The sequence below is a fragment of the Haladaptatus paucihalophilus DX253 genome, assembly GCF_000376445.1.
Lineage (GTDB): Archaea > Halobacteriota > Halobacteria > Halobacteriales > Haladaptataceae > Haladaptatus > Haladaptatus paucihalophilus.
Window position 1 is genome coordinate 2819421 of record NZ_AQXI01000001.1, and the last position, 24117, is coordinate 2843537.

Here is a 24117-nt window from a genome sequence, read left to right on the forward strand (position 1 = left end):
GCGGTTTGTTTTTCCGTCGAAAACGGCGGTTACGACGCGTTAGGTAGCTCGTTTCTCTCCCACGTCCCTCTCCAACGTGTTCTGCCGTAGCGTACATGCACGTGGGAACTGTCAGGAGTAGGTATGGAGAGTCTCAACCCCGCGACGGGCGACGTGATAGACACGTTCGACGAGGACGACGAGAGCGCGGTCGACGAGAAGCTTCAGCGCGCCACCGACACCTACGACGAGTGGCACCGCCAGCCGATAGAAGAGCGCCAGCGCCTCATCTCGAACGCGGCGGACGTGCTCCGGGAGAACAAGCGGGAGTACGCCGAGACGATGACGGCGGAGATGGGGAAACCCATCGAGAGCGCGGTGTCCGAGGTCGAAAAGTGCGCGTGGGTCTGTGACTACTACGCCGAGCACGCCGCCGAGTTCCTGCAGGACGAACACATCGGCACGGAACCGGACGTGGAGTCGTACGTCTCCTACGAACCGCTCGGGCCGGTGCTCGCGGTGATGCCGTGGAACTTCCCGTTCTGGCAGGTGTTCCGGTTCGCCGCGCCCAACCTCACCGCCGGAAACGTCGGCCTGCTCAAACACGCCTCGAACGTGCCGGGGTGCGCGATGGCGATTCAGGAGGTGTTCGAGGAGGCGGGCTACCCCGACGGTGCGTTCACGACCCTGCTCGTCGGGTCTGACAAGATGGAGGACGTCATCGCGGACGACCGACTCGCCGCGGTGACGCTCACGGGCAGCGAACCGGCGGGCCGTGCGGTCGCCGAGACGGCGGGGAGCCATCTCAAGAAGACCGTCCTCGAACTCGGCGGCAGCGACCCGTTCGTCGTCCTCCCCGACGCCGACATCGAGGACGCGGCGAAAACGGGTGCACGGGCCCGCTGCATCAACAGCGGCCAGTCCTGTATCGCGGCCAAGCGCTTCGTCGTCCACGACGACGTGTACGACGAGTTCATGGACGAATTCGCCGCGGAGATGGAGTCGTTGACCGTCGGCGACCCGATGGACGAGGACACCGACATCGGTCCGCAGGCCCGCGAGGACCTGATGAACGACCTCCACGAGCAGGTCGAGGAGAGCGTGGACGCGGGTGCGACCGTCGAACTCGGCGGCGAACCGCTCGACAGGGACGGACCGTACTACCCGCCGACGGTACTCACCGAAATCCCCGAGGACAGCCCCGCCGCACGCGAGGAACTGTTCGGCCCCGTCGCGTCCGTGTTCCGCGTCTCGGACGTCGAGGAGGCGATTCGGCGCGCCAACGACACCACCTACGGACTCGGTGCGAGCGTCTGGACGCAAGACAAGCGACGGGCGAAGGAAGTCGCCCGGGAAATCGAGGCCGGGATGGTGTTCGTCAACGAACTCGTCAAATCCGACCCCCGCCTCCCCTTCGGCGGCGTGAAGGATTCCGGCTACGGCCGCGAACTCTCCGAGCACGGGATTCACGAGTTCGTCAACGAGAAGACGACGTGGGTGTCGGACGTGTCGCACTCCGAGGGTGGCGTGGAGTAGAGAATCGGACGATTCTCGCTATCGGTAGGGGTAATTGGTTTTGCTCGTCAACAAATATATGCACGAATGAATGTATAGTATACAAACAACCCCGTGATTAGAAACTTCCGTGAATTCGTGACGGCTCATCCGTGGGCGTACGCGCTGCCTGCCGGACTCATTTCATCCGCGTACGTCCTGATCAACTCCCCGGGGTCCAGCGCACTGGACTTCGGCGTCATCTTCTGGCCCGGACTGGTCGGTGGAGTGGTAACGCTTGGCGGAAAGAAGGAGGCGCAGCGTATCGGGTTCCAAACCGGATTGGTTGGCTCACTGCCAATCTTGTGGAATGCGATTCCCACGGTCGGTGCGATTTTACGGTTCGACCAGCCGATGTCCTTCGGGGCCTTGGAGGTACTCGTCGTGTTCGTACTGGTAGCGTTCGTTGCCCTGATGGTCGGTCTCTCCGGGGCAATCGCCGCGATGACCGGGGAGTGGCTCTCGCGAAAGCTCGGTTCGGGGGAACCGACACCAGTTACCGGGTAGAGACGGCCGGGTTCACAGCCCTGACTCCGCCGGGTCAACGACCTCACCTCGTTCTACATCAACTCCAACCTGCTCGCACAAATCGAACATCGGACAGGCCTCCGGCCCGTCCAGACAGGCGGGGTTTCTCGCCGAGCAGTACTCCCGTCCGAACTGGATGCTCGCCGTGTGCCCGAATCCACATTTCTCGGCCGGAACCTCGCGCTCCAACACTTCCCGCACGTCCTCGTGGTCGGCATCCGCGGGCGCGATGCCCATCCTGCGATAGATTCGGTGGACGTGCGTGTCCACGGGGAAGACGCCCGATTGCCCGCCGGAGAAGAGGAGCACGCAGTCGGCGGTCTTCGGCCCGACGCCGTTCATGTCCAGCAGTTCGGACCGAACCTCGTTCGGTTCCTCCTCGCGGACGAATTCGTCGAACGCCGCCGCGCTCCCGAAGTCGGCGAGGACGCGCTCGGCCGACTCGATTATCACGTCCGCCTTTTGATTGTAGAGTCCGGCGGAGCGAATCGTGTCGGCGAGTTCGCCGTGGTCGGCTTTGGCGAGGGTTTCGGCGAGGTCCCCGCCGCCGTAGCGCGCCACGAGGTCGTCGTGTGCGGGTTGGCTCGCCACGTCGCTCGTGTTCTGACTGAGGATGGTTCGGACGAGGCAGGTGAAGGCGTCCTGTCCGCCGTAGGTCTTCTGCCAGTACAGTTCGCCGAGTCGGTCCACGACCTCCTCGGCTCGCGTCTCGGCGTCGGCGGGCGTGAACTCGGCCGCCATTCCGCCGCCGTCCGCCCCGCCGCTGATGTTCTCGGCGGGTTCCGGGTCGTCGCTCATGGAGTGGTCTCGGTGCGCAATCGAAGAAAAACCATCGGGCCGTCGGGCGAGCGGCTACTCGACTTCGACGGTGACGACGGCCTCCGCGCCGTCCGCCAGCGCGTTCACGAGGTCGCGGTCGAACCCTTCGGCGGCGAACTCACAACCGACGACGAACGTCCGTTCGTCCACGTAGTCGCTGGTGCGCCCGACCATGCTTCGGTCGCTGTCGAATTCGAGGTCGGGATGGCCGCGGCCGGTGACGGTTTCGGCGTGGTCGCCCGCTTCGACGGTCACGGTGATGGTGGCGTCCTCGTCCCGGCAGGCGTCCACGAAGTCGGGGTCGAAGTCGGCGGGCGCGCGGTCGGCCTCGATGGCGAGGATGCAGTCGCCCGCGGGCGTGAGGAAATCGTCGGTCGTGATTTCGAACGTGCTGGCGTGGCGGCCGGACACGTTCTCGTGGCCGCGCGCGTGAATCGTCTCCTTCATGGCGTCGGCTTTCCGCGGGGGACACTTCAGCGTCGCCATTTCGATGGTGTCGTGATTCTCGGATGGCGGTCGCCCGCATCGCCCGACGACCACCGTCACCGAACGACGGTCACCGTCACCGCGCCGCATTCGCACTCGTACGCGTGGCGGATTCCGGCGCTCGTCTCCATCGTCAGCATGCGCTGGGATTCGTCGAGTTCGCGGTCACACTCGGCGGCTTCACACGTACAGCGGAGCGTCTCGATCATATCCGATTTCGTTCCGCCATCTATGTTAAATCGACCCGTGTCCGGAGTGAAAGTGAAAATAGCCGGAACAGGATTTCTCCGGTGCGTTTTACTCCGATACCAACTCCTGCCTCCTCTATTCCCCCGCATCGTCGCTTGCATACGCCACCGACCATTTATAAACTCGCACGGACACGTGTGTCAACCGTTTCCACGGCGTACGGGGCGTGTGCTAGGCGTTTCCACATAATTCGAGGGCACAACATTTAAATAGCTATGTCGAATACTTCGTAATACCTGAACGCTTCCGGCGTCACGGTAGCACCGCGCGTCAACCAATGATATGGGAATATTGTCATCGGCTGGTTGGTACTCATAGAAGAGTAGCGATGCTCTTATCCGCCGGAGCGGGAGGAACCGAGGTTTAACTAAGAATGGTAAGCGTAACAGAAGAGGATCTTCAGAACAAGTCGAAAGGTGAACTCATTAAACTCGCAGGACAGCTCCGAGACCGACGGAACGAGCTGAATCAGCAAGCGAGCAAGCGCGCGTCCAAACGCGACGAACTAAACGCGAAGACGCGTGAGAAGGTGGACGAGGCGCAAGAACACCGAGAGCAGCGTGACAAACTGAACGAACAGGTTCAGGAACACAAAAAGAAGCGCAACGAACTCAACGCCGAGGCGAACGAGTTGTTCGACCGCGTTGAACAGCGAAAATCCGACCTCGAACTGGACGAGGGAAAGGATTTGGAGCAGCTCAAGAAGGAAATCGAAGAGCTTGAGTTCAAACAGCAGACGGAAGTTCTCTCCACCGAGGACGAGCGCGAACTCATCGAGAAGATCGAGGCCAAGCGCGACGAGTACCAGAGCCGCAAGGAAAAGCTCGACCAGAGCGACGACCTCGAGGAACTCGTCGAAGAGGCCGAAGAAGTTCGCGCCGAAGCGAGCACGCACCACGAGAAGGTGACGGAACTCGCGGATCAGGCCCAGCAGCACCACAACAAGATGATCGAGGCCTACCGCGAGGCCGACGACATCCGTGACGACGCCGACGAGATGCACGAGAACTTCGTGGAAGCGCAGGAAGCCGCCGACCAGCACCACGAGGATTTCGTCCGCGTCCAAAAACGCCTCCGCGAACTCGACAAGAAAGAGGAGAAAGAGCGCAAGTCCGAGAAGGCCAAGGAGCGAGAAGAGGCCAAGGCCGAGGCCGAGGAGATCTACCAGCAGTTCAAGGAAGGAGAGACCCTCGACACCGAGGACCTCATGAAGCTCCAGAAGACCGGTCTGCTATAATCTGCGAACCTTTGCGAGCGAACTTTTAACGCCGTCGCCCACCTGATACCGGGTATGGCAAGCGGACGCTCGGCCGACAGTGGTGGCCGCGGGCGACGGCTCGCAATCGTTTTCATCGGAACAGTGCTAACGGTGGCGGTCGCGTGGTGGCTGTTTCTCGTCTATCCGACATCGCTCGTGGAACTGCTGGGGATTCTGCTCGTGTTGCTGGCGGGTGTGATTGGCGCACGGGCCGCCGCCCGCGTCGCCGCCCAGCGGTTCCCATCGTACGACGTGGCGGAGGTCGCCGTCGAAGGCCCGATACGGCGGGACGGCGGCGGGTCGATTCCTTCTCCGGCCGGGACTTCGACGGACGACATCGTGACGCAAATCGACCGCGCCAACGACGACGAGAACGCGAACGGGCTGTTGTTGCGGTTGAACACGCCCGGCGGCGAGGTCGTCCCGAGCGAGGACATCCGTCTCGCGGCGGAGCGGTTCGACGGGCCGACCGTGGCCTACGCGACCGACGTGTGCGCGAGCGGTGGCTACTGGATAGCGAGCGGCTGTGACGAACTGTTCGCCCGCGAGGCCAGTCTCGTCGGCAGCATCGGGGTCATCGGCTCGCGGGTGAACGCCGCCGAACTGGCGGAGCGGGTCGGCCTCTCCTACGAACGGTTGGCGGCGGGTAAGTACAAGGATGCGGGCATCCCGCTGAAGGAGTTGGACGGCGACGAGCGCGACTACTTACAGGGCATCATCGACGGCATGTACGACGATTTCGTCGAGCGCGTGACGACGGGGCGCGACCTCGACCCCGAGACGGTCCGCGAGACGGAGGCGCGGGTGTACCTCGGCGACGACGCGGAGCGCATCGGTCTCGTGGACGAACTCGGCACGCGCGAGGACGTGGAGGCGCGTCTCGCCGAGCGGTTGGGCGTCCCGGAGGTGTCGGTACGGGAGTTCGAACCCAGCCAGCCGTTGCGACGGCGGCTGAACCTCGGCGCGCGCGGAATCGCCTACTCGTTCGGTGCGGGCATCGCGAGCGTGGTCGGCGACGAGAAGGGGGACGTGGAAGGGTTCGAGTTCCGGGCTCGATAGCCGATAGCGGGTATCAGTCCGTCAGGTCGGCGATAATCGTCTCTTCTGTCCCGCGGTTCGGGCCGATTTCCTCCCCCGTACGGTCGGATTCGAGGTGCTCCTCGACTGTTTTGGCGACGGCTTCGGACAGCGGCGTCGATTCCCATCCGAGGGAAGCGAGCTTTTCAGTCGAGACGAGGTGCGGCGTCGGTGCGTAGAGCGGGAAGTCGAGGGACGACACGTCGTGTTTTGCCAACTCTCGTTCGCTCGCGTGGACCAGTTCGACCTCGGTATCGAGCGCCTCGGCCGCGAGTTCGAGGGACGTACCGAGGGACATCGTTTCGCAGTCGGCGAGGTTATACGCCTCGCCGGGTGTGCCGCGTTCCGCGACGATTCTGAGGGCGCGGGCACCGTCGAGCGCGTAGGCGCGGTGCAGGAGGCTGTCGCCGTCGCCCGGCACGAGAACCCGGTCGTATTCCGCCACGCGGTGGAGCCAGTAGTCGTATCGCTCGGTGTAGTCGTACGGGCCGTAGACGAGCATGGGACGGACGACCATCGCGTTCACGCCGTCCGCGGCGGCGGCAAAACACACGCGGTCGCACTCGGCCTTTCGCGGGCCGTAGCTCTCCATCGATTCGTCGTCGGCTTGTTCTTGGGTGCAGTCGTGAAGCGTCGCGTCCTCGCGCGTCGGAATCGGCTGTTCGGCGTACGCGCTGCCGCTGGAGACGTAGACGTAGGCGTCCGCATCGGCGAAGATTTCGGTGGCGGCCGCTATCTGCCGGGGATGCATGACGCAGAAGTCGATAACGACGTTCGGTTCGACCTCGTTCCGGGCCGCTTCGAGCGCCTCTCGGTCGTTTCGGTTCCCTTCGAAGTGCGTTACGCCGTCGCGGTCGGCGAACGGAGTTCCGGATTCGCCGCGGGTGAACGTCGTCACCTCGTAGCCGTGGGTCAGCAGTTCCTCGACCGTGTGTCGGCCCATGAACCGCGTTCCGCCGACGAGCAGTGCTCGTGTCATGGGGTCGATGCGGACGAAGGGACGATAAACCTACAGGAACCAGCGTCCGACGTGCGAATGCCACGGTCTTTTATCGCTCTCCCGACTAGCACGATGCATGGCGACCGAATCGGGAACACACGGCTATCGAACCGAACACGGAGAGGACTTCGGGCGGACGTACTTCCGGCAGCTCGGCGACTTCGCCGTTTCGTCCATCGGTATCGGGACGTACCTCGGCGACCCAACCGACGCGGTGGACGAGGACTACTACGACGCGATCACGACGGCGGTCGAGGGGGGTATCAACATGGTCGATACCGCCATCAACTACCGGTGTCAGCGGAGCGAGCGCGTCGTCGGGGAGGCGCTCGCCGACGCCGACGTGGACCGGGATGCCGTCTTCGTCTCGACCAAGGGCGGGTTCGTTCCCTTCGACGGCGAGCGACCGGACGAACCGGGGAAGTACGTCAAACGCGAGTTCGTGGACACCGGCCTCGTCGATTCGGACGACCTGGTTCGCGGGAGTCACTGTCTCGCGCCGGACTACATCGACGACCAACTGGACCGGTCGCTCGACAACCTCGGACTCGACACCATCGACTGCTACTACGTCCACAACCCGGAAACACAGCTCTACTCCAACTCGCACGAGGAGGTGTACGACCGACTCGAAGCGACGTTCGCCCGACTCGAAGAGCGCGCCGCCGCCGGTGACATCCGTCACTACGGCGTGGCGACGTGGAACGCCTTCCGCGTCCCGGAGAGCCACGACGACTACCTCTCGCTCCGCGAGGTCGTCTCCCGCGCTCGAAGCGCCGCGAAAGCCGCCGAGAACACGAGGACCCACTTCCGCGTGATTCAACTTCCGTTCAACGTCGTCATGGCCGACGCGTTCACCGTCGAGTCACAGGACGGTCCCGACGGAAAACAGAGTGCGCTCCGCTTCGCCCACGAGGCGGGGTTGAACGTCGTCACCAGCGCGAGCATCGCGCAAGGAGACCTCGCGGCGGAGATGCCGGAGGAAGTCGCCGAACAGCTCGCCGGTGAGACGACCGCACAGCGAGCCATCAACTTCGCGCGGAGCGCGCCCGGCGTAACCAGTTCGCTCGTCGGTGCGAGCACGAGCGAGCACGTTCAGGAGAACCTCGACGCGGGGCGCTTCGACCCGATGGGTGCGAACGCCTTCGATGCCGTTTTCGAGTGAGGGCGTCGAACAGTCCGACCTACAGCACTTTCCACTTACCATCACAGTTCTGGCATAAACGAACCGAGTACACCTCGTCCGGGTCGTTTCGCGTTTTCAGCGATTCTCCGCAGTCTGAACACGAGAGACGACCGTACGTGTCCTTCTCGACCTCTCCCTTTCGCAGACCGCTTCGAACTGATTGCATCGAGACAACATACACCACGGAGTGACATATACGCACCGACGAAATCGACCTTCGTCGGGTCGAGGGAAACGATTGTGTTTCTTTTTGATAACAGTTATCATTGTACATACTAAAATCAGGCCAACAAACATTTATTGCTGTTTTTCAAATTGTATATCTTAGATGAATAGAACCCGCCGCCGCCTCCTCCACCTCTCCGGTACCGGTTTAATCGGCTTTCTCGCTGGGTGTTCCAACGACGGCACCGGAGACACGACCGAGCACACGAGTTCCCCGCCCACATCGTCCGGGACGAGCGAATCGACCGCCACGACCGCTTCGACCGAGACGACGACCACGGAACAACCGTCCTCCCTTCACACGAAATACGACAGTCGGAAGCGGTTCGCTTCGCCGGGAACGAGTTTCGAGACGTTCGAAGACCCGGCCCGTTGGCGGTCGTTGGAAGGCGAGATGACGCCGGATTCGAAGACGAAGCACACCGGTTCGCAGAGCCTTCGATTGGTCGGGCGGGGCGGTCATCACGTCATCATCGAACGCCGGTTGTCCGGGACGATGAATTTCACCGACCGCGACGTGTCGGCCATGATCCGAACGACGACGCCCTCGAAAATCGGCTTCTACGTGTATCTGGTGGACACTGACGGAAACAAAGCCGCGTTGGAACTCCGGGATATCTCCTATCGACCCCCAGACATCGGCTGGTTCCGAACCTGCCCCGGCGTCTTCGAAGCCGACGAAAAACTCGACTTGCGCACCATCGACCGAATACTGCTACAGGTCACCAACGGGACGGCGGACGACGTGAAAGCGTGGGTGGACGACGTGCGATTCCATCCGAAACCCGACAAAGGGTACGTCATCCTCAGTTGGGACGACGGCAAGCGGAGCTACTACGAGAACGCCGCGCCGCTCCACGACGAATACGGTTACCCCGCCGTGCTCACCCACCCACCGAACCTCGCGGGATTGAAACGCGACGCGTTCATGTCGCTCGAAGAGTTGAAAGAACGGGAATCGAAGGGCGACGAAGTGGTCGCACACGGGAGCAGCCAGTTCCCGTTCTCCGAGACGTCGGCGTCGAAACTCGACGGAATCCTCGAAACACACAAACAGTGGCTCATCGACCACGAGTTTTCGGGTGCGGACTTCATCGTCTATCCCGGAAACAACTTCGACGAGACGGCGCTCGACGTCGTTTCGAACTATCACTACATGGGCGGGATGAACCAGTCGGGGAACGTCAACACGACCGGCGTCTGCGGGTTCGACCCGCTCGTCCTCCCCCGGACCATCGGCAACGATTTGGAGATTTCGAAGACGGTCGTCGATAACGTCGCAACGTATCGAAATTGCGGCATCCTGAACTTTCACGACTTCGAGAGCAGCAACACGATGTCCATCTCGGACTACGGGAAACTCCTCTCGCACATCGACGGAATCGCTGGCGTCGAGGTCATCACGTTCTCCGACCTCTGGGGAATGCGAACGAATACCGCACCGTAAGACTCTCTTTGCCCGTTTCGGAAGGTTTGATTACCCTCTCGATAAAGAGATTCGCGTGTCCCGGGGACGCCTCTTTGCATCACTCAGCTCGATGGTCTTTCTGGTCAACTTCGCTCGTGTGATGTTCGCGCCGTTGCTCGAACCGCTCAAACACGAATTCCTCGTCAGTAACGCCACCGTCGGGCTCATCGCCACGCTCGTCTGGCTCGGGAGCGCGCTCCCCCGAATTCCGACTGGATACCTCCTCACCCGAGTCGAGCGCCACCGCGCCGTTCTCGGCGCTGGCATCGTGTTGACCGCCGCCGCCGGATTCACCGCCTTTGCGCCCTCCGTTCCGCTCCTCGCGGTCGGCGCGTTCACGATGGGCGTCTCCAGTGCGGTGTATTTCATCGCCGCGAACCCGCTCGTGAGCGAACTGTACCCCGACCGCGTGGGGCGGGCTATCGGCATCCACGGGACGGCGAGCCAACTCGCGGCCGCCATCGCACCCGTCTTCGTCGGCGTGATGCTGACGGTCGTCGGCTGGCGGGGCGTTCTCAAGTTGCTCGCGGCCGTCGCCGCGGCCGTGACCGTCGTCTTCTTCGTGGTCGCGCGCCGAACCGACCTTCCCGACGCGGGTGCCACCGACCGCGAGTTCGTCACCGCGTTCCGTCGCCAGTGGCCCATCATCTTGAGCGGCGTCGCCATCATCGGCGCGACCGGGTTCGTCTGGAACGGGTTGTTCAACTTCTACCCGAGCTATCTCCACCAGACGAAGGGGCTATCGCCGGAAACCGCCCGCACCCTACTGACGGTCGTCTTCGCGGCGGGCGTCCCCGCGTTCTGGTTCACCGGGCGACTTGCCGACAGGTTGCCACACGTCCCGCTCATGTTGTCCATCCTCGGCGGCTTCATCGTCTGTCTCCTCGGACTGACGGCCGCACAGGGTCTCGCGGCCATCGTCGCCGTCTCGCTCGCCCTCGGCTACGTCATCCACAGCCTGTTCCCCGCGCTCGACACCTACCTCCTCGACTCCCTTCCGGACGAGAATCGAGCCAGCGCCTACGCGATGTACAGCGGCCTCGCCATGATCGGGCAGGCCGGGGGGAGTTCGGTCGTCGGCGCGCTGTTGGACGCCGGATACCTTTTCGATACCGTCTTCCGAACGTTCGCCGTCGGCCTGCTGGCGATTCTGGCGGTGCTGTTCGTCCTGCACCGTGCCAACCGACTTCCGGCCACGGCGGTGACGAGCTAACCCCGCGGTCAATCACACGCGTCTGCCGACTCCACGCCCTTTTTCTTTCCCCTCACCGAAGCCAACGCCAATGGAGTACGTGCAGGAGCAGGTGACGACGCTCCACGACCTGACCGGCCGGATTCCCGACGCTCCGACCAACCGCACCGCGGTCGTCGTCCCGATGACCGACCGCGAGTTCGAGTCGCGGACGGCCGAACGCGTCCTGTCGGCGCTCGAAACGGTTTCGCCGAACCGCGTCGTCGTTCCGCTCCGCGCGCCGCACGATGCGGTCGGGCCGATGTACGACTGGCTTTCGGCCTTCGACGTGCCGCTCTCCGTCCTCTGGTGTTCCAGTCCGCGCGTCGAGGCGCTGCTCGACGACCACGGTCTGACGGGACCGGCGGGCAAAGGCCGGGACGTGTGGCTGGCCCTCGGCGTCGCTGCGGCCGATTCCGAGTTCGTCGTCTGCCACGACGCCGACACGAAGACCTACGATTCGTCCGTCGTGCCGCGACTGCTCGCCCCGCTCGACCGCGGCTTCTCGTTCACGAAGGGCTACTACGCCCGCGTCGAGGAGAATCGGTTCTACGGTCGGCTGTTTCGCCTGTTCTACGCGCCGCTGGTTCGAACGTTGCGCCGCGCCGACGACGGACGAATCCTCGACTACCTCGCCGCGTTTCGCTACGCGCTGGCTGGCGAGTTCGGCATGACCGCCGACCTCGCCGCGGGCATGCGCGTCGAACGCGACTGGGGCTTGGAGGTCGGCACCCTCGGCGGCGCGTTCGAACACGCCGGATTCGACGGGAGCGCACAGGTGGACCTCGGCCGCTACGAACACGACCACCGCGGCGTGGCCGGACCGGGCGGCCTCTCCACGATGAGCGAGGGCGTCGGCAGTGCCCTCTTTCGCGTCTGTGAGGCCCACGGCGTCACGCCCGAGTACGAAACGCTCCCCGAGCGCTACCGCGACACCGCGCGCCGGTTCGTCCGGCAGTACGCCGCCGACGCCGAGTTCAACGGCCTCGACTACGATTCGGCGGCCGAGCGGGAACAGGTCGAGACGTACGCCGACGCCGTTCGACCCCCGGACGACCACGACCGCCACGCCGTCCTCCCGGCGTGGGACGACACCGACATCGACCCCGGCGAGGTTCTGGAGGCCGCCCGCCCGATACTCTCCGAACGCCGCCACTGACGCGGCGGGATTTCTCATTTTGGACGTGAAATGCCGTGCGGGAGTGGCAAAGCTCGAAGTGAAAAACTGCCCCGGCGCTGGGACGAGCCGGAGGGCACGCCGCCCGGAGGCTCGTGTCGATTTTCGAAGTCTGAGTCAACGATTGAACGAGTGATAAGGGAGGAAAACGACGAGTATTCCCCCACTCGCGTCGTGGCGAGCACACGCTACGCGATGCTCGCCGTTTTGCTCGTGAAAATACGCCGAGAGGGAGATTTGAACCACCTGAAGACGCTTCCTCACTCGCTTCGCTCGTGAGACTGCCTCTTCCGTCGTTCAAACCCATCAACCGTCATCTCCTCACACGTGACCGAGAGCCGCGACTCTCGGTCGGTTACGTTCGGAGAATGACGCCGAGAGGGAGATTTGAACTCCCGTGTCCGTGAGGACAGCAGATTTCGAATCTGCCGCCTTGGCCGGGCTAGGCTATCTCGGCTCACTTTCCAGTACCGCGTTTTCCGGTTTATGGGTTTCGATTTTCGTCACGCAAACCCAGACGACCACCACATTAAAATCGATGGCCGTTGCGTGATATTTCATGGACGTTACAGACGCGAACACCAAGGCAGATTCCGTCCTCGACGCGATAGGAACTGCCGTCATTGCCGACCGCGAATTCCTCGAAACAGTCCTCCTCGGCGTCATGGCGCAAGGCCACGTTCTCCTGGAGGACGTGCCCGGAACCGGAAAGACCCTCACCGCGCGGAGCTTCGCCTCCGCGCTCGGCCTCTCGTTTAGCCGCGTGCAGTTCACCCCTGACCTCCTCCCGGCCGACGTGACGGGGACGCACGTGTTCAACGAACAGGACCGGGAGTTCGAGTTCAACGAAGGCCCCATCTTCGCCAACGTCGTCCTCGCCGACGAAATCAACCGCGCGCCGCCGAAGACCCAGGCCGCGCTCTTGGAAGCCATGGAGGAACGACAGGTGACGGTGGACGGCGACACCCGAGAACTGCCGAAACCGTTCTTCGTCATCGCCACGCAGAACCCCGTCGAACAGGAGGGGACCTTCCCGCTCCCCGAGGCGCAGGTGGACCGCTTCGCCGTGAAGACCAGCCTCGGCTACCCGGAACTCGACGGCGAAATCGAACTCCTCCGGCGGCGTGCGGCCCGCGACAGCCAGAGCCCGTCCGTCGAAACCGTCCTCGACAACCAACTCGTCACCGACCTCCAATCGGTCCCCGAGACGGTTCGCGTCGAGGAAGACCTGCTCGAATACATGGCCGCCATCGCCCGCGGAACGCGTGACGACCGCCGCGTCGAGGTCGGCGTCTCCCCCCGCGGGACCCAGCGCCTCTTCGAGGCGGCCCGCGCCCGCGCCGCCATGCAGGGCCGCGATTTCGTCACCCCCGACGACGTGAAACGCGTCGCCTTCCCCGTGCTGGCCCACCGCGTCGTCCTCACGCCGGACGCGAAGGTGAACAACGCGCGAAAGGACGAAATCGTCGAGTCGGTGCTGGACAGCGTTCCCGTGCCGACGGTCGAGTAGAAAATAGTTCTTCTTCCGTTTCACGCCCGCAACGCCGACGTGAGCGCCAGCACCGCGATCAGCAGGAACACCAGCGCGGTCACGGGCCTGCCGCCGCTTCCGGCCAGATACATGCCGTAGCCGACGACGCCCGCCGTGATGCCGATGACCGCGCTCGACGCGGCGTGCATGACTTCGAGGGTTTGGGTGTCCGCCTCCCGGCCCAACTGCTCGCCGACGTTGATGGCCTGTTCGCCGAAGTCCCACGCGAGGACGGTCGCTATCGCGCCGGGAATCAGAAGTTCGGGGGGTGCGGCGACGAGGCTTCCCGCCAGAATCCCGAGCAGGAGGACGAAACTGCCGATGGTGACGGAGCGACGGCTTCCCCGGACGACGCCCACGGTGACGAACAGCAGGCCGAGGATGCCGCCGAGCGCGCCGACGCCGCCGAACAGCGCGCTCGCGCCGACCGCGACGGACGCGGCGATGACGGAGAGCAGTTGACTCACTCGCGCTGGCGAGCGGTCGATGGTCCCGTCCCGCATTTCCGTTCCGCTCATCGCGCCCACCGCCTGTTCATCTTCGCCAGCGTTACGCCGAGGGGGTCGTCGGGGTTCCAGTCCACGACCCGAACACCTCCGGCGCGGAGCGACGTGATGCGCTGTGTTCGTTCCGCCCGTGCGAGTCGCTGTCCCGTCGTCTCGTCCGTCGTCGGATTCGGACTGATGACGGTTACGGGGTGGCCCATGGCGTCGAGTCGCCGCGCCACCTCCGGAGCGAACCGGTCACAGAGCGGCGAGAGATATACCACCTGCGCGTCGCTCGGCAACCGCCGCCGAAGCCAGCGCAGTTTCACCGTGGAGTAAAACATCTCGTCCGGCGGCCTCTGGGCGAACGCGGCCGCGTGCGAGAGGAGGTTCCGCGCTTCGGCGCGGTGGGTTTCGCCGGTGCCGGGTGCGAGCCACGCCTCCTCCGGGCCGAGCGCCGCGATGCCGACCCTATCCCCGTTGTCGAGCAGGGCGCTGAACGCGTCCCCGGCGGCGCGGATCGAGTGCTCGACCGCACTCGGGTCCTCCGTCGCCGCCGTCAGGTACGCTTGTTCCCGAACGTCAACGAGGAGCACGACGGTCGCGGTTCGCTCCTCGCGGAACTCGACGGTCGTCAGTTCGCCGGTGCGGGCCTTGCGCTTCCAGTCGATGCGCGAGAGCGGGTCGCCCGGCCGGTAGTCCCGTGTGGCGAAGAATTCGACGCCCGTGCCGCCCTCTCGGGTGGTGACCTGTCCGACGTGTCGAATCGTCTGTTCGCGGAGCGGAACGTCGTCGGCCGTCGATTGAAGTCGGGGTGTGCAGGTGATGGTCGTCTCGTCTTCGAGTTCGAACTCGCGTTCGACAGCGCCGCTGAAGTCTCGGGCGATGGCCTGTGCCGGGCCGAAAACGTGGTCGCCGCGAACCGCTTCGAGGGTGTAACTGAACGTGGCTCGTTTGCCGGGGCGGAGCGCCGTCCCGATTCTGGGCGACCCCGCCGTCACGCGGAGTCCGTCCGGAACGCCGTCCACGATTCTGAGGTCCGGCGCGGTCGTCTCGCCGACGTTCTCGACCGTCACCTCCACGGTCGTTTCGTCTCCGGGTCCGAGAGCCGACTCGGCCACGGTGCGCGTCAACTCGAAGTCGGTCGACGGCGGCGTCGCGGTCCGAGCGTACGCCGCGAAGGCGACGCCGACCACGCCGACGAGGAGCGTGACCGGGCTCTCGGTGAACACGCCGACACCGGCCGCGAGCAGCGCCATGGCGCTCACGCCGTGCCACCGGTTGGTCTCGCGGACGACGTTCATCGTCCCTCCTCCACGTACCGGGCGACGGCACGGGCTGACCGCCGTGCACGGTGTTGGAACGCCGTCTCGCTGCCGAACGACTGGCGGAGCCACTCGCGCCACGACCGCCGCGGTGCGGGTTGCCCGGCGACGAACGCGGCGGCCTCGGGGTCGTCCGTCCACTCCCCCGTCTCGATGCGCGTCCGTGCGCCGTCGTCCGAACAGCCTTCGCGCTGAACGATGGCTTCGACCAGCGCGCTTTCGAGACGTTCCCTGAGTTCCTTCCGCGACCGGAACCGTCGTTTTCGCGGTCCCGAGTGAACCGACCGAAGTCGCTCGTCGAACTCCTGCCCGGGTATCGGAAGCGTCACGTTCGTCTCGGGGTCGCCGGTGTCGGTCCCGTCGATGTCGGTGTGCCGTCGGGACTGGACGACGCGAAGCCCCTGTACGAACGCGAGCAGTCCGACGAACTTCACGAACAGGTCCCGAAGCGGGAAGAGCGTCGCCAACCCGGGCGCGAAGACGACCGCCAGCCCCCATCCGACGGCGAGGACTCCGACCGCCGTAACGACCGACCGAACGTTCATTCGTCGTCCTCCGCGTACGTTCGCTCGATGCGGCGGAGCGCATCGACCGCACGCCGTTCGTGGTCGTCGCTGGCGTCCTGTCCGCCGTACCTGACCTCCTCGAAGACGCTCGTCAGTTCGGTCACGTCGTCACGGGCCATCCCCGCGTCCACGGCGGCCGCGGCGAATTCGCCCGGGGTGCTCGATTCCGGCGAGGAGACGTTCAGATACTCGGTCATCTCGCGCCACGCTCGATACACCTCGTTTTCGACGCTCGATTCGGATTCGATTCGGTCGGCCGCCTCGCCCGCCGCCCGCCCGACGGCCGCGATGTCCTCGTCGCTTTCGTCGAGGGCTTCGACCTCCGGCGTCGTCTCCTGGTCGCCGCTCGAACTCCGAACGAGGAGGGCGACGGCACCGACCAGCGCGACGCCGAGGACGAGGAACATCAGCACCGACGGTGTGGTCACGTTCGTCGCACCGTTTCCGATGCCGCCCGTACCGCCCTTCGGGAGCGAGAAGTTGGTCCGGTTCCCGCCCATGAGTCCACCCGCGCCTTGGAAGGGTGGGGCGGTGCACGCCGTCAACAGCGCGTGTAGGAGCAGTGTCGGGATGCCGACCGGCCCGATTATTGCGAATGCGCCGAGAAACCCCGCCTTCCGGTAGGCGAGCGCCACGAGTCCCAGAAACACCGCGAGGATGAGCAGGATGACCGGTCCCGTGTTGAGGACGGGATAGCAGGGGAATTCGAGCGGTATCGCCGGGGCTCCCTCACCGGCCATGCTGGGACTCGATCCGTTCGTCTGGCCACTTCCGACGCCACCGGGACCGCCGCCCAAACCGGTCCCCGACCCGCCGTCCGTCACGGCGGAGTTCAGCGTCGCGGCGGCGAACGCGATGGCGAGGATGCAGAGGAGGGCGATGACGATGACGCGGGCGGTATCTCGTTCCACGGTACCGAGTAGCGGGATTGATAACTTAGGGTTTCTGTCTTCTTTCCGGGACATCGGCGTCCCGGAGGATGACAAGAAATATACAAACCGAAACGAGCGGTCAACTCGATGGATGTCGAGATACACGACGACCGTCTCGCCCGACAGATGGAAGGGGAGGACTTCGTATTGGCCGTCGTCACCGCGACGAAACCCGACTTCTACAAACAAGCGCCCGTCGTCGCGGCGGCCCGCGAGCGAGGCGTCCCGTGTTTCGTCCTCCACACGGGCCAACACTACGACGACCTGCTCGGTCACGGACTCGACGAGTACGACCTCGCGGAGCACATCGCGGTCGACCTGAACGTCCGGGGCGGTCTCTCGCAGAAGTCGGCGGAGTTGCTGACCCGCATCGAGTCGGTCGCCGACGCGCTGGCCGCGTCGTACCCGGACACCACCGTCCTCCCGGTGGTCCACGGCGATACGCTCGCCGCCGGAATCGTCCCGCAGGCGTGGCTGTTCGCCACTAACAGCGGCGTCGCCCACAACGAAGCCGGTCTCCGGAGCATGGCCCCGCCGTTCGAGCGGTACGGGACGCCCGCCGAATTCGTCGAAGAGCAGTGGAACGCGGACTGGGAGTTGAACCGAACGGAACCGTTCCCGGAGCAGTACGACACGTTCGTCGGGTCCGCCGCAGCGACGTACCACTTGGCGCCGACGGCGCTGAACCGCGACCACCTCGTCCGCGAAGGCTATCCCGAGGAAGTACACGGTCGAGAGCGGATTCCGGTCGTGGGTAACTCGGTCGTGGACGCCATCGAAATGAAAAAGGGAGGCGACGGCGAGAGCGTCTTCGACGTCTACCCGATTCTCGAACGCCGCGACGACTGGATTCGCGTGGACGTCCACCGTCGGGCGAACCTCCTTCCCGACCGGTTTCGCGCCATCGTGAACGCGGTTATCGGGCTCGTCGAGGCGGGGTACAACGTCAACTTCGTGGAACTCAACGCCACCAAGGCGGCGCTCGAAAACTACGGTCTGCGCGAAAAACTGCTCCGACTCGACGACGACCACGACAACTTCTTCTTCAGCGGTCTCTGGAAGCGTCACGCACACGTCTACGAGTTCCTCGAATCCGGGCGGTGTTTCGCGGAACTGACCGACTCCGGGAGCATGCAGGAGGAACTCAACCACATCGAGGAGGCCGTCTGTCTGACCGCGCGATTCAACACCGACCGTCCCGAGACGGTGTTCGAAGCGAACTCCAACCTCCTCGTACCGCCGATTTCGGGCGAGTTCATGCAGGGGATGGTCGAACACGTTCACGGGAACGACTCGCTCCGCGAGCGAATGCGCTCGGAACCGTCGCTTTACGGCGAAGACGTCGGCGACGAAATCGTCTCGTTCCTCTGGGACCGCCGCGACGAAGACCCGTTCGAGTGGGCACACGAACGCGCCGGGTTCGACGGCGGGCGACAGGAATTCGACTATCTGTAACCGAATCGGGGAAGCCGTCCCGCCAGCGTTCACCCCGATTCGACCAAATTCGACGAAACACGCGGCGTAACACAACGGTCAACCGTTATGCCGCGGGCGCTCGTGGCATCGGTATGCGACTCGTGGGGGTGGTCGTCGTGTTACTCGTCTGTGCCGCGCCGGTGGTCGCGATGGTGGCTCCCGGGGGGAACCACGGAAATTCGAGCGCGGCCGAAACCCACCCGCCGGACCCGAGCTCCGACGTCATCGGCTGGGAGAACGGCTACTGGTACAACGAGAGCATCGACGTGAACCAGCGCGACGGATTGTCCGACGCTGAGTTGAAGGCGTACGTGGGGCGGGCGATGGCGCGCGTCGAGTTCATCCGAGACGAGGAGTTCACCCGGTCGGTGGACGTCGAGCCGCTGTCGCGGGAGGAGTATCGGAACCTCGTCCGACAGCAGGCGGCGCGTTCGAACACGCCGCCACAGCGTGCGTGGGAGAATCAGGTGTGGGAGGGGCTGTTCGTCACCGGCGAGCGCGCCGATGCCGCCCGCCAGCAGACCCGACTCTATCAACAGCGCGTCGCGGGGTTCTACGTCCCGGGAGAGGACCGAATCTACGTCATCTCGCACGGCCAGCGCCGCATCGACAACGCGACGCTGGTGCACGAACTCACCCACGCGATACAGGACCAGCACGTCGACCTGTCGTCGTCGGAACTCGAATCAAAGACGATGGACGGCCGCCGCGCCGACGACGGCCTGACGGAGGGCGAAGCGATGTACGTCGAGAAGCGGTACACGAACCGGTGTGGGAAGTCGTGGCAGTGCGTCGCCAAGCCCGATGTCGGGCCGAAGCGGACGCCGTACGGCGGCGGCCCGCTTCCGTCCTACAACCTCGCCATGCAGGTTGCGCTGATTCAGCCCTACTCCGACGGTCCCGCGTACGTCGCCTCGCGGTTCGATTCCGGCGAGTGGAAGGCGGTGACCGAGGAGTATCGAAACCCGCCGGAGTCGTCGAAGGCGGTCATCCACCCCGAGACGCGAACCGACGGTCCCGAACGCCTCCGCCTCGGCGAACAGGCGCGAAGCGGCTGGAAGCTCTACGGCAAACGCGGCGTCAACGGGTCACAGACGGTCGGAGAGACCGGCATCTACACCATGTTCTGGTATCAGGGACGGGCCGAGGGGAACCCCATCATCCGCTGGCGACAGTTCCAGAACCCCGACGAAGGGAAGTTCGACCTGTTCAACTACTCCAGTACGCCGTCAGACGGCTGGGCGAACGACCGACTCTGGCCGTACCACAAGGGGGACAAACGGGGGTACGTCTGGCGAACCAAATGGGAGACGCCCCGTGATGCGACCGAGTTCCGACGAGCGTACCGCGACCTGCTTCGCGGACGGAACGCGACCCGCGTCGGTCCGGACACGTGGCGCATCGAGGACGGGCCGTTCGCCGACGCCTTCCGCATCGACCGCCACGGGCGAACGGTGACCATCGTCAACGGGCCGACGGTCGGCGATTTGGACGACATTCGGCCGAATTCGAAACCGAGCACGAACCGGAAAATGCGGTTCTCGCGGATTCGGTGAGCGGTTACTCCGAGGTGGCGGAGAGCGAGATAGACCCGTTCTCGGTCTCGAACGAGAGGTCGTTCGACCCATCGCCGAGGACGCCGGTGAACCCCGTCATCGAGAGTTCTTCCGAGGAGAAGTCGAGTCCGCTCGCGTTTAGCGACCCGTTTTTCGTCGTCGCCGAAACAGTCGCGTCGAGGTCGGACGCGAGCGCCGCGTCGATACTGCCGTTCTCGGTTCGAACGTCGGTGTCGCGCGCGACTTCGAGCAGTTTCACGTCGATGCTGCCGTTCTCGGTTCGAACGGCCGCGCTGTCTCCGGCGGTGACCACCGTCGCATCGATGCGTCCGTTCGTGCTCCGTAGCTCTCCGACCGGGACGGAGTTCGGGTAGCGAACCGTCAGCGCCACGCTCACGTCGTCCGCGTCCGCGTGCACGCGCAGGCGAAGTTCGTCCGCCGTCTTCGCGTCCGAAAGGGAGACGTCATCGAGCGAGCCACCCTCTCGGGCGTGAATTTTCATCGTCACATCGACGTCGCTGCCGTCGTGGCGACGAACGTCTATCGACCCGTTTTCGTTCTCGACCGCCAGCCGCGTTCCGCTTTGTACCTGAAACGTCCGGTGCTCGGTCTTATTCGTCTGGTCCGCCGTCGAGAGTCGGGAGACGCACCCGGTGAGGGCGGCCGCGAAACCGCTCGCCAGTCCCGCCGTGAGCGTTCGCCGGTTCATAGGTGGGCAACGACTTCAGAAATACTGTATTTTGGGGTGACACAAAATCCGAGAGATGTCTCTATTCGTCGCTTATTCGAAGGAAAAAACCGATTAGGCTGTCGCCTCGTCGGTACCGGCGGTCGTCGGGAGCGCGTCCGTCTCGTCGGCCGCGGTCAACAGTTCGTGGTAGCGGTTGCGAATCGTGACGGTGCTCACGTCCGAGACGTCGCTCACCTCGTCCTGCGTGAGCTTCTCGTCTTCGAGCAGGGCGGCGGCGTACAGCGCCGCGGCGGCGAGGCCGACGGGCGATTTCCCGCTCGTGATACCCGTCCCTTTCGCCGTCTTGAGCAGGTCGTGGGCGCGGCGCTTGGTCTCGTGGGTGAGGTCGAGTTCGCTCTCGAAGCGCGAGAGGTACTGCTCTGGGTCGGCGGGTTTGACGCCGAGGCCGAGTTCGCGGACGATGTAGCGGTAGGTGCGCTTGAATTCCATGCCGTCGATGCGGCTGACGGTGGTCACCTCGTCCATCGTGCGGGGGACGCCGCTCTGGCGCGCCGCGGCGTACAGCGAGGCGGTTGCGACGCCCTCGATGGAGCGCCCCGGCAGGAGGTCCTCGTTCAGCGCGCGGCGGTAGATGACGCTCGCCGTCTCGCGCACGTTCTTCGGGAGGCCGAGCGCGCTGGCCATGCGGTCGATTTCGCCGAGCGCCTGTTTGAGGTTGCGCTCCTTGCTGTCGCGGGTGCGGAAGCGCTCGTCCCACGTTCGGAGGCGTTGCATCTTCTGGCGCTGGCGCGAACTCAACGACCGTCCGTAGGCGTCCTTGTCCTGCCAGCCGATGTTGCTCGACAGCCCCTTGTCGTGCATCATCTTCGTCGTCGGCATCCCGACGCGGGATTTCGAATCGCGTTCGCTGGCGTCGAAGGCGCGCCACTCGGGGCCGTGGTCGATGCCGTCGGCTTCGACGACGAGGCCGCACTGGCTACAGACGGTTTCGGCGTGTTCCGAGTCGGTGACGAGGCTGCCACCGCATTCGGGACAGCGGTGGTCCGCCCGCTCGTCTTCGTGCTCGTGCTCCGTCGCCCGTTCGTCCTCGTGTTCGTTCGTCCGTGCCCGTCGCTTTCGCGTCCGCGGTTGGTTCGAATGCGCTGCGGTCCGCTCGTCCGTCTGCTGGATTTTCGTGCTCGTCATGATGGAATGAGTCGGAACTGACCCTCGGGAGAAACCGGTGGCAAGGGCGCTCCGCTAACCATAGGTAAGTGCGAAAAACATATAAATCTGTCGCTTGAATTGGCAAGCCTTCGGATAGAGTCTCAAGTAGATGTACTAAATTCAGTATTCTATAGCAACAAAAACCGCATCTCATTAAACTGCTCATAAGAATATATACGGAGTCTCATTCGGAAGGATAGAGATGACGCGACAGACGCGACGGACGTTTCTGGCGACCGCCGGTGCGGTCGGATTTGCAGGCTGTTCCTCGATTGCAGGCAAGGCACCGCTACCGACAGACGAGAACGAGCGAAAGACGCGGCAGGGGGGTGCGTCGAGCGTGCCGGTTCCCCACGATTTCGAAACGCTCGACGAGTGGCGGGCGGTTCCGCGGCAGGGGACGCTATCGAAAGCCACCGACGACCCGTATCAGGGGTCACAGTGCGCGCGCGTGACCGGCAGCGACGAGACGAAGGAAGGGCACATCGTGCGGTCGCTTTCGGGTGCCGACCTCCGCGGGACCAACCTCTCGGTGGCCGTCAAGGTGACCAGCCACGATTTCGCCAAAATCGCGGTCCAACTGCACGCTCCGGACGGACGCAACGTCCTCCGTCTGAAACGAACCCTCGTCGGACCGAAAGACCGCTGGGTGCGGCTCAACCTCGGCGTCACCGCCGCGACCGGGAGCCCGGACCTCGCTTCCGTGTCCGACATCCGCATCGTCGGACGGCCGGTGGACACCAACGCGTCCGCTCCCATCGAGTTCCTCGTCGACGACCTTCGGACCGTTTCCCGCCCGAAGACGGGCGCGGTGATGTTCACCTTCGACGACAGCCACGCGACCCACTACCGCGCGTTCAAACTGATGCAAAAGTACGACTTCGCGGGCGTCGAAGCCGTCATTCCCGAGAGCATCGGGCACGACGACCGCCTGACCGAGGACCAACTCTCGGAGATGGCGGACGGCGGCTGGGACATATCGGCCCACCCCGACGTGCAGGCTCGCTACTTCCCCGACTACTCCCCCGAAGAGCAGGAGGACCTCCTGAAGCGGACACAGGAGTACCTGCAGTCCCGCGGCTTCGAGGACGGCGCGCGCCACCTCCTCGTCCCGAAAAACGAGGTCGGTCCGAACACCTTCGACCTCGCCCGGAAGTACTACGACACGGTGTTCAGCTTCGGCGCGTCGCCCAACGCCATGCCGTTCGAAAACGAGGACGCCATCGTCTCGCGGGTGAACGGCAAGAACCTCGACGTGACGAAGCGGTACGTGGACAACGCCGCCGAGTACGGGCAACTCGTCGTCCCGCTCTTTCACGAAGTCGGGACGGACGGAGAAATCAGCGAGGCCGACTTCGAATCGCTCCTGCAGTACGTCGAGAAGCAGGACGTGAACGTCATCACCGCCTCCCAACTCATCGACGGCTGACGTCGGTTCGGTTCGTTCATTTCGTTCAAACGCCGGAACGAGGCGATAGCTGAAACGTTGACCGCCACCGCAGGGTCTTAACGCTTCGCGGTCCAACCTCCCCCATGACCGAGACGGCCACACTCGCGGGCGGATGTTTCTGGTGTCTGGAAGCGGCGTACAAGGAACTCGACGGCGTGCAGTCCGTCACGTCGGGCTACGCCGGTGGGTCGGTCGAGAACCCGACCTACGAAGCGGTCTGCTCCGGCGAGACGGGTCACGCCGAAGTCGTCCAGTTGGAGTACAACCCCGAGACGGTCGGCTACGACGAACTCCTGCAGGTGTTCTTCACCATCCACGACCCGACGACGCTCAACCGGCAAGGCCCCGACGTGGGCACCCAGTATCGCTCCGCGATATTCTACCACGACGACGACCAGAAGGAGGTCGCCGAGGCGTACATCGACGGCCTCGAATCGGAGGGCGCGTTCGAGGACCCCATCGTCACCGACGTCGAACCGCTCTCGGAGTTCTACGAGGCCGAGGGCTATCATCAGGACTACTACGAGAAGAACCCCAACGACGCCTACTGCACGATGAACGCCCAGCCGAAGATTCGCAAAGTGCGCGAGAAGTTCGTCGGGAAGGCGAACCAGTAGGTCGGAATCGTCTTCGTTTCACCGTGTTGAGGGATGCCCCAACTG

At 64.3% G+C, this 24117-nt stretch carries 24 protein-coding genes and 1 tRNA gene; 13 read left to right on the forward strand and 12 right to left on the reverse strand.

Going from position 1 to position 24117, the window contains the following annotated elements:
• The first annotated feature begins 123 nt into the window (after nt 1-123).
• Nucleotides 124-1515, forward strand: coding sequence for an NAD-dependent succinate-semialdehyde dehydrogenase (locus B208_RS0115625; protein WP_007981802.1), 1392 nt, complete (start codon nt 124-126; stop codon nt 1513-1515).
• A 117-nt stretch (nt 1516-1632) separates the two neighbouring features.
• The gene (locus B208_RS0115630; protein WP_232423817.1) at nt 1633-2040 is read left to right on the forward strand and encodes a DUF5518 domain-containing protein; all 408 of its coding nucleotides are present in this window, start codon (nt 1633-1635) and stop codon (nt 2038-2040) included.
• Nucleotides 2041-2052: 12 nt separating this feature from the next.
• Here B208_RS0115630 and B208_RS0115635 read toward each other — a convergent pair whose 3' ends face one another.
• From B208_RS0115635 to B208_RS24445, 3 genes are all read right to left on the reverse strand, one after another.
• Nucleotides 2053-2859 (reverse strand): endonuclease III domain-containing protein, encoded by an 807-nt coding sequence (locus B208_RS0115635; protein ID WP_018128965.1) that lies wholly within the window; start codon nt 2857-2859, stop codon nt 2053-2055.
• 54 nt (nt 2860-2913) lie between these two features.
• Nucleotides 2914-3327: a DUF371 domain-containing protein gene (locus B208_RS0115640; protein ID WP_026177885.1), complete on the reverse strand. Its 414-nt coding sequence runs from the start codon at nt 3325-3327 to the stop codon at nt 2914-2916.
• A 95-nt stretch (nt 3328-3422) separates the two neighbouring features.
• Nucleotides 3423-3575 carry a hypothetical protein gene (locus B208_RS24445; RefSeq protein ID WP_007981793.1) on the reverse strand — a complete coding sequence of 51 codons (153 nt, stop codon included), beginning with the start codon at nt 3573-3575 and terminating at the stop codon, nt 3423-3425.
• A gap of 413 nt (nt 3576-3988) precedes the next feature.
• On the opposite strand from B208_RS24445, the gene B208_RS0115650 reads away from it, so the two are divergent.
• Both B208_RS0115650 and sppA read left to right on the forward strand, forming a co-directional pair.
• Complete coding sequence (locus B208_RS0115650; protein WP_007981791.1) at nt 3989-4852, forward strand: coiled-coil protein; 864 nt, start codon at nt 3989-3991, stop codon at nt 4850-4852.
• 54 nt (nt 4853-4906) lie between these two features.
• A complete protein-coding gene (gene sppA / locus B208_RS0115655) occupies nt 4907-5932 on the forward strand; it encodes a signal peptide peptidase SppA (RefSeq protein WP_007981788.1) in 1026 nt (341 codons plus the stop codon).
• A 13-nt stretch (nt 5933-5945) separates the two neighbouring features.
• Here sppA and B208_RS0115660 read toward each other — a convergent pair whose 3' ends face one another.
• Nucleotides 5946-6929 (reverse strand): NAD-dependent epimerase/dehydratase family protein, encoded by a 984-nt coding sequence (locus B208_RS0115660; protein ID WP_007981786.1) that lies wholly within the window; start codon nt 6927-6929, stop codon nt 5946-5948.
• A gap of 97 nt (nt 6930-7026) precedes the next feature.
• Here B208_RS0115660 and B208_RS0115665 point away from each other — a divergent pair, with 97 nt between their 5' ends.
• Nucleotides 7027-8115 (forward strand): aldo/keto reductase, encoded by a 1089-nt coding sequence (locus B208_RS0115665; protein WP_007981784.1) that lies wholly within the window; start codon nt 7027-7029, stop codon nt 8113-8115.
• Between the two features lie 19 nt (nt 8116-8134).
• Here B208_RS0115665 and B208_RS25010 read toward each other — a convergent pair whose 3' ends face one another.
• Nucleotides 8135-8302: an HVO_0758 family zinc finger protein gene (locus B208_RS25010; protein WP_303645061.1), complete on the reverse strand. Its 168-nt coding sequence runs from the start codon at nt 8300-8302 to the stop codon at nt 8135-8137.
• Between the two features lie 162 nt (nt 8303-8464).
• Here B208_RS25010 and B208_RS0115670 point away from each other — a divergent pair, with 162 nt between their 5' ends.
• The 3 genes from B208_RS0115670 to B208_RS0115680 all read left to right on the forward strand — a co-directional run bounded on the left by B208_RS0115670 (nt 8465) and on the right by B208_RS0115680 (nt 12219).
• The gene (locus tag B208_RS0115670) at nt 8465-9808 is read left to right on the forward strand and encodes a polysaccharide deacetylase family protein (RefSeq protein ID WP_007981782.1); all 1344 of its coding nucleotides are present in this window, start codon (nt 8465-8467) and stop codon (nt 9806-9808) included.
• Nucleotides 9809-9899: 91 nt separating this feature from the next.
• On the forward strand, nt 9900-11042 hold the full coding sequence (locus B208_RS0115675; protein ID WP_007981780.1) for an MFS transporter: 1143 nt from the start codon (nt 9900-9902) through the stop codon (nt 11040-11042).
• Between the two features lie 70 nt (nt 11043-11112).
• Nucleotides 11113-12219, forward strand: coding sequence for a glycosyltransferase family protein (locus B208_RS0115680; RefSeq protein WP_007981779.1), 1107 nt, complete (start codon nt 11113-11115; stop codon nt 12217-12219).
• Nucleotides 12220-12609: 390 nt separating this feature from the next.
• Here B208_RS0115680 and B208_RS0115690 read toward each other — a convergent pair.
• A tRNA-Ser gene (locus tag B208_RS0115690) sits at nt 12610-12694 on the reverse strand.
• Between the two features lie 102 nt (nt 12695-12796).
• Here B208_RS0115690 and B208_RS0115695 point away from each other — a divergent pair.
• Nucleotides 12797-13747 (forward strand): AAA family ATPase, encoded by a 951-nt coding sequence (locus B208_RS0115695; RefSeq protein WP_007981778.1) that lies wholly within the window; start codon nt 12797-12799, stop codon nt 13745-13747.
• A 20-nt stretch (nt 13748-13767) separates the two neighbouring features.
• Here B208_RS0115695 and B208_RS0115700 read toward each other — a convergent pair whose 3' ends face one another.
• Genes B208_RS0115700 through B208_RS0115715 form a run of 4 tightly spaced genes read right to left on the reverse strand, consistent with a single transcriptional unit; the run spans nt 13768 to nt 17055 of the window.
• Entirely contained in the window at nt 13768-14286 is a 519-nt protein-coding gene (locus B208_RS0115700; protein ID WP_232423819.1) for a DUF7519 family protein, read from the reverse strand.
• Nucleotides 14283-15557, reverse strand: coding sequence for a DUF58 domain-containing protein (locus tag B208_RS0115705; protein ID WP_007981776.1), 1275 nt, complete (start codon nt 15555-15557; stop codon nt 14283-14285). The genes B208_RS0115700 and B208_RS0115705 overlap by 4 nt, the downstream gene beginning before the upstream one ends.
• The gene (locus tag B208_RS0115710) at nt 15554-16123 is read right to left on the reverse strand and encodes a DUF7269 family protein (RefSeq protein WP_007981775.1); all 570 of its coding nucleotides are present in this window, start codon (nt 16121-16123) and stop codon (nt 15554-15556) included. Before B208_RS0115710 ends, B208_RS0115705 begins: the two co-directional genes overlap by 4 nt.
• Complete coding sequence (locus B208_RS0115715; protein ID WP_007981774.1) at nt 16120-17055, reverse strand: DUF4129 domain-containing protein; 936 nt, start codon at nt 17053-17055, stop codon at nt 16120-16122. The genes B208_RS0115710 and B208_RS0115715 overlap by 4 nt, the downstream gene beginning before the upstream one ends.
• A 108-nt stretch (nt 17056-17163) precedes the next feature.
• Between B208_RS0115715 and B208_RS0115720 the strand changes: the two genes are divergently transcribed.
• Both B208_RS0115720 and B208_RS0115725 read left to right on the forward strand, forming a co-directional pair.
• Nucleotides 17164-18531: a UDP-N-acetyl glucosamine 2-epimerase gene (locus B208_RS0115720; RefSeq protein ID WP_007981773.1), complete on the forward strand. Its 1368-nt coding sequence runs from the start codon at nt 17164-17166 to the stop codon at nt 18529-18531.
• Nucleotides 18532-18644: 113 nt separating this feature from the next.
• Entirely contained in the window at nt 18645-20108 is a 1464-nt protein-coding gene (locus B208_RS0115725; RefSeq protein WP_007981772.1) for an Hvo_1808 family surface protein, read from the forward strand.
• Between the two features lie 4 nt (nt 20109-20112).
• Here the strand turns inward: B208_RS0115725 and B208_RS0115730 are convergent, their stop codons facing one another.
• Nucleotides 20113-20817, reverse strand: a complete 705-nt coding sequence (locus B208_RS0115730; protein WP_007981771.1) for a DUF4097 family beta strand repeat-containing protein — start codon at nt 20815-20817, stop codon at nt 20113-20115.
• Nucleotides 20818-20910: 93 nt separating this feature from the next.
• Nucleotides 20911-21984: a transcription initiation factor IIB gene (locus B208_RS0115735; RefSeq protein ID WP_007981770.1), complete on the reverse strand. Its 1074-nt coding sequence runs from the start codon at nt 21982-21984 to the stop codon at nt 20911-20913.
• Nucleotides 21985-22207: 223 nt separating this feature from the next.
• Here B208_RS0115735 and B208_RS0115740 point away from each other — a divergent pair, with 223 nt between their 5' ends.
• Both B208_RS0115740 and msrA read left to right on the forward strand, forming a co-directional pair.
• Nucleotides 22208-23434, forward strand: coding sequence for a polysaccharide deacetylase family protein (locus B208_RS0115740; RefSeq protein ID WP_007981768.1), 1227 nt, complete (start codon nt 22208-22210; stop codon nt 23432-23434).
• Between the two features lie 104 nt (nt 23435-23538).
• A complete protein-coding gene (gene msrA / locus B208_RS0115745) occupies nt 23539-24072 on the forward strand; it encodes a peptide-methionine (S)-S-oxide reductase MsrA (RefSeq protein ID WP_007981767.1) in 534 nt (177 codons plus the stop codon).
• The last annotated feature ends 45 nt before the right edge of the window (nt 24073-24117 follow it).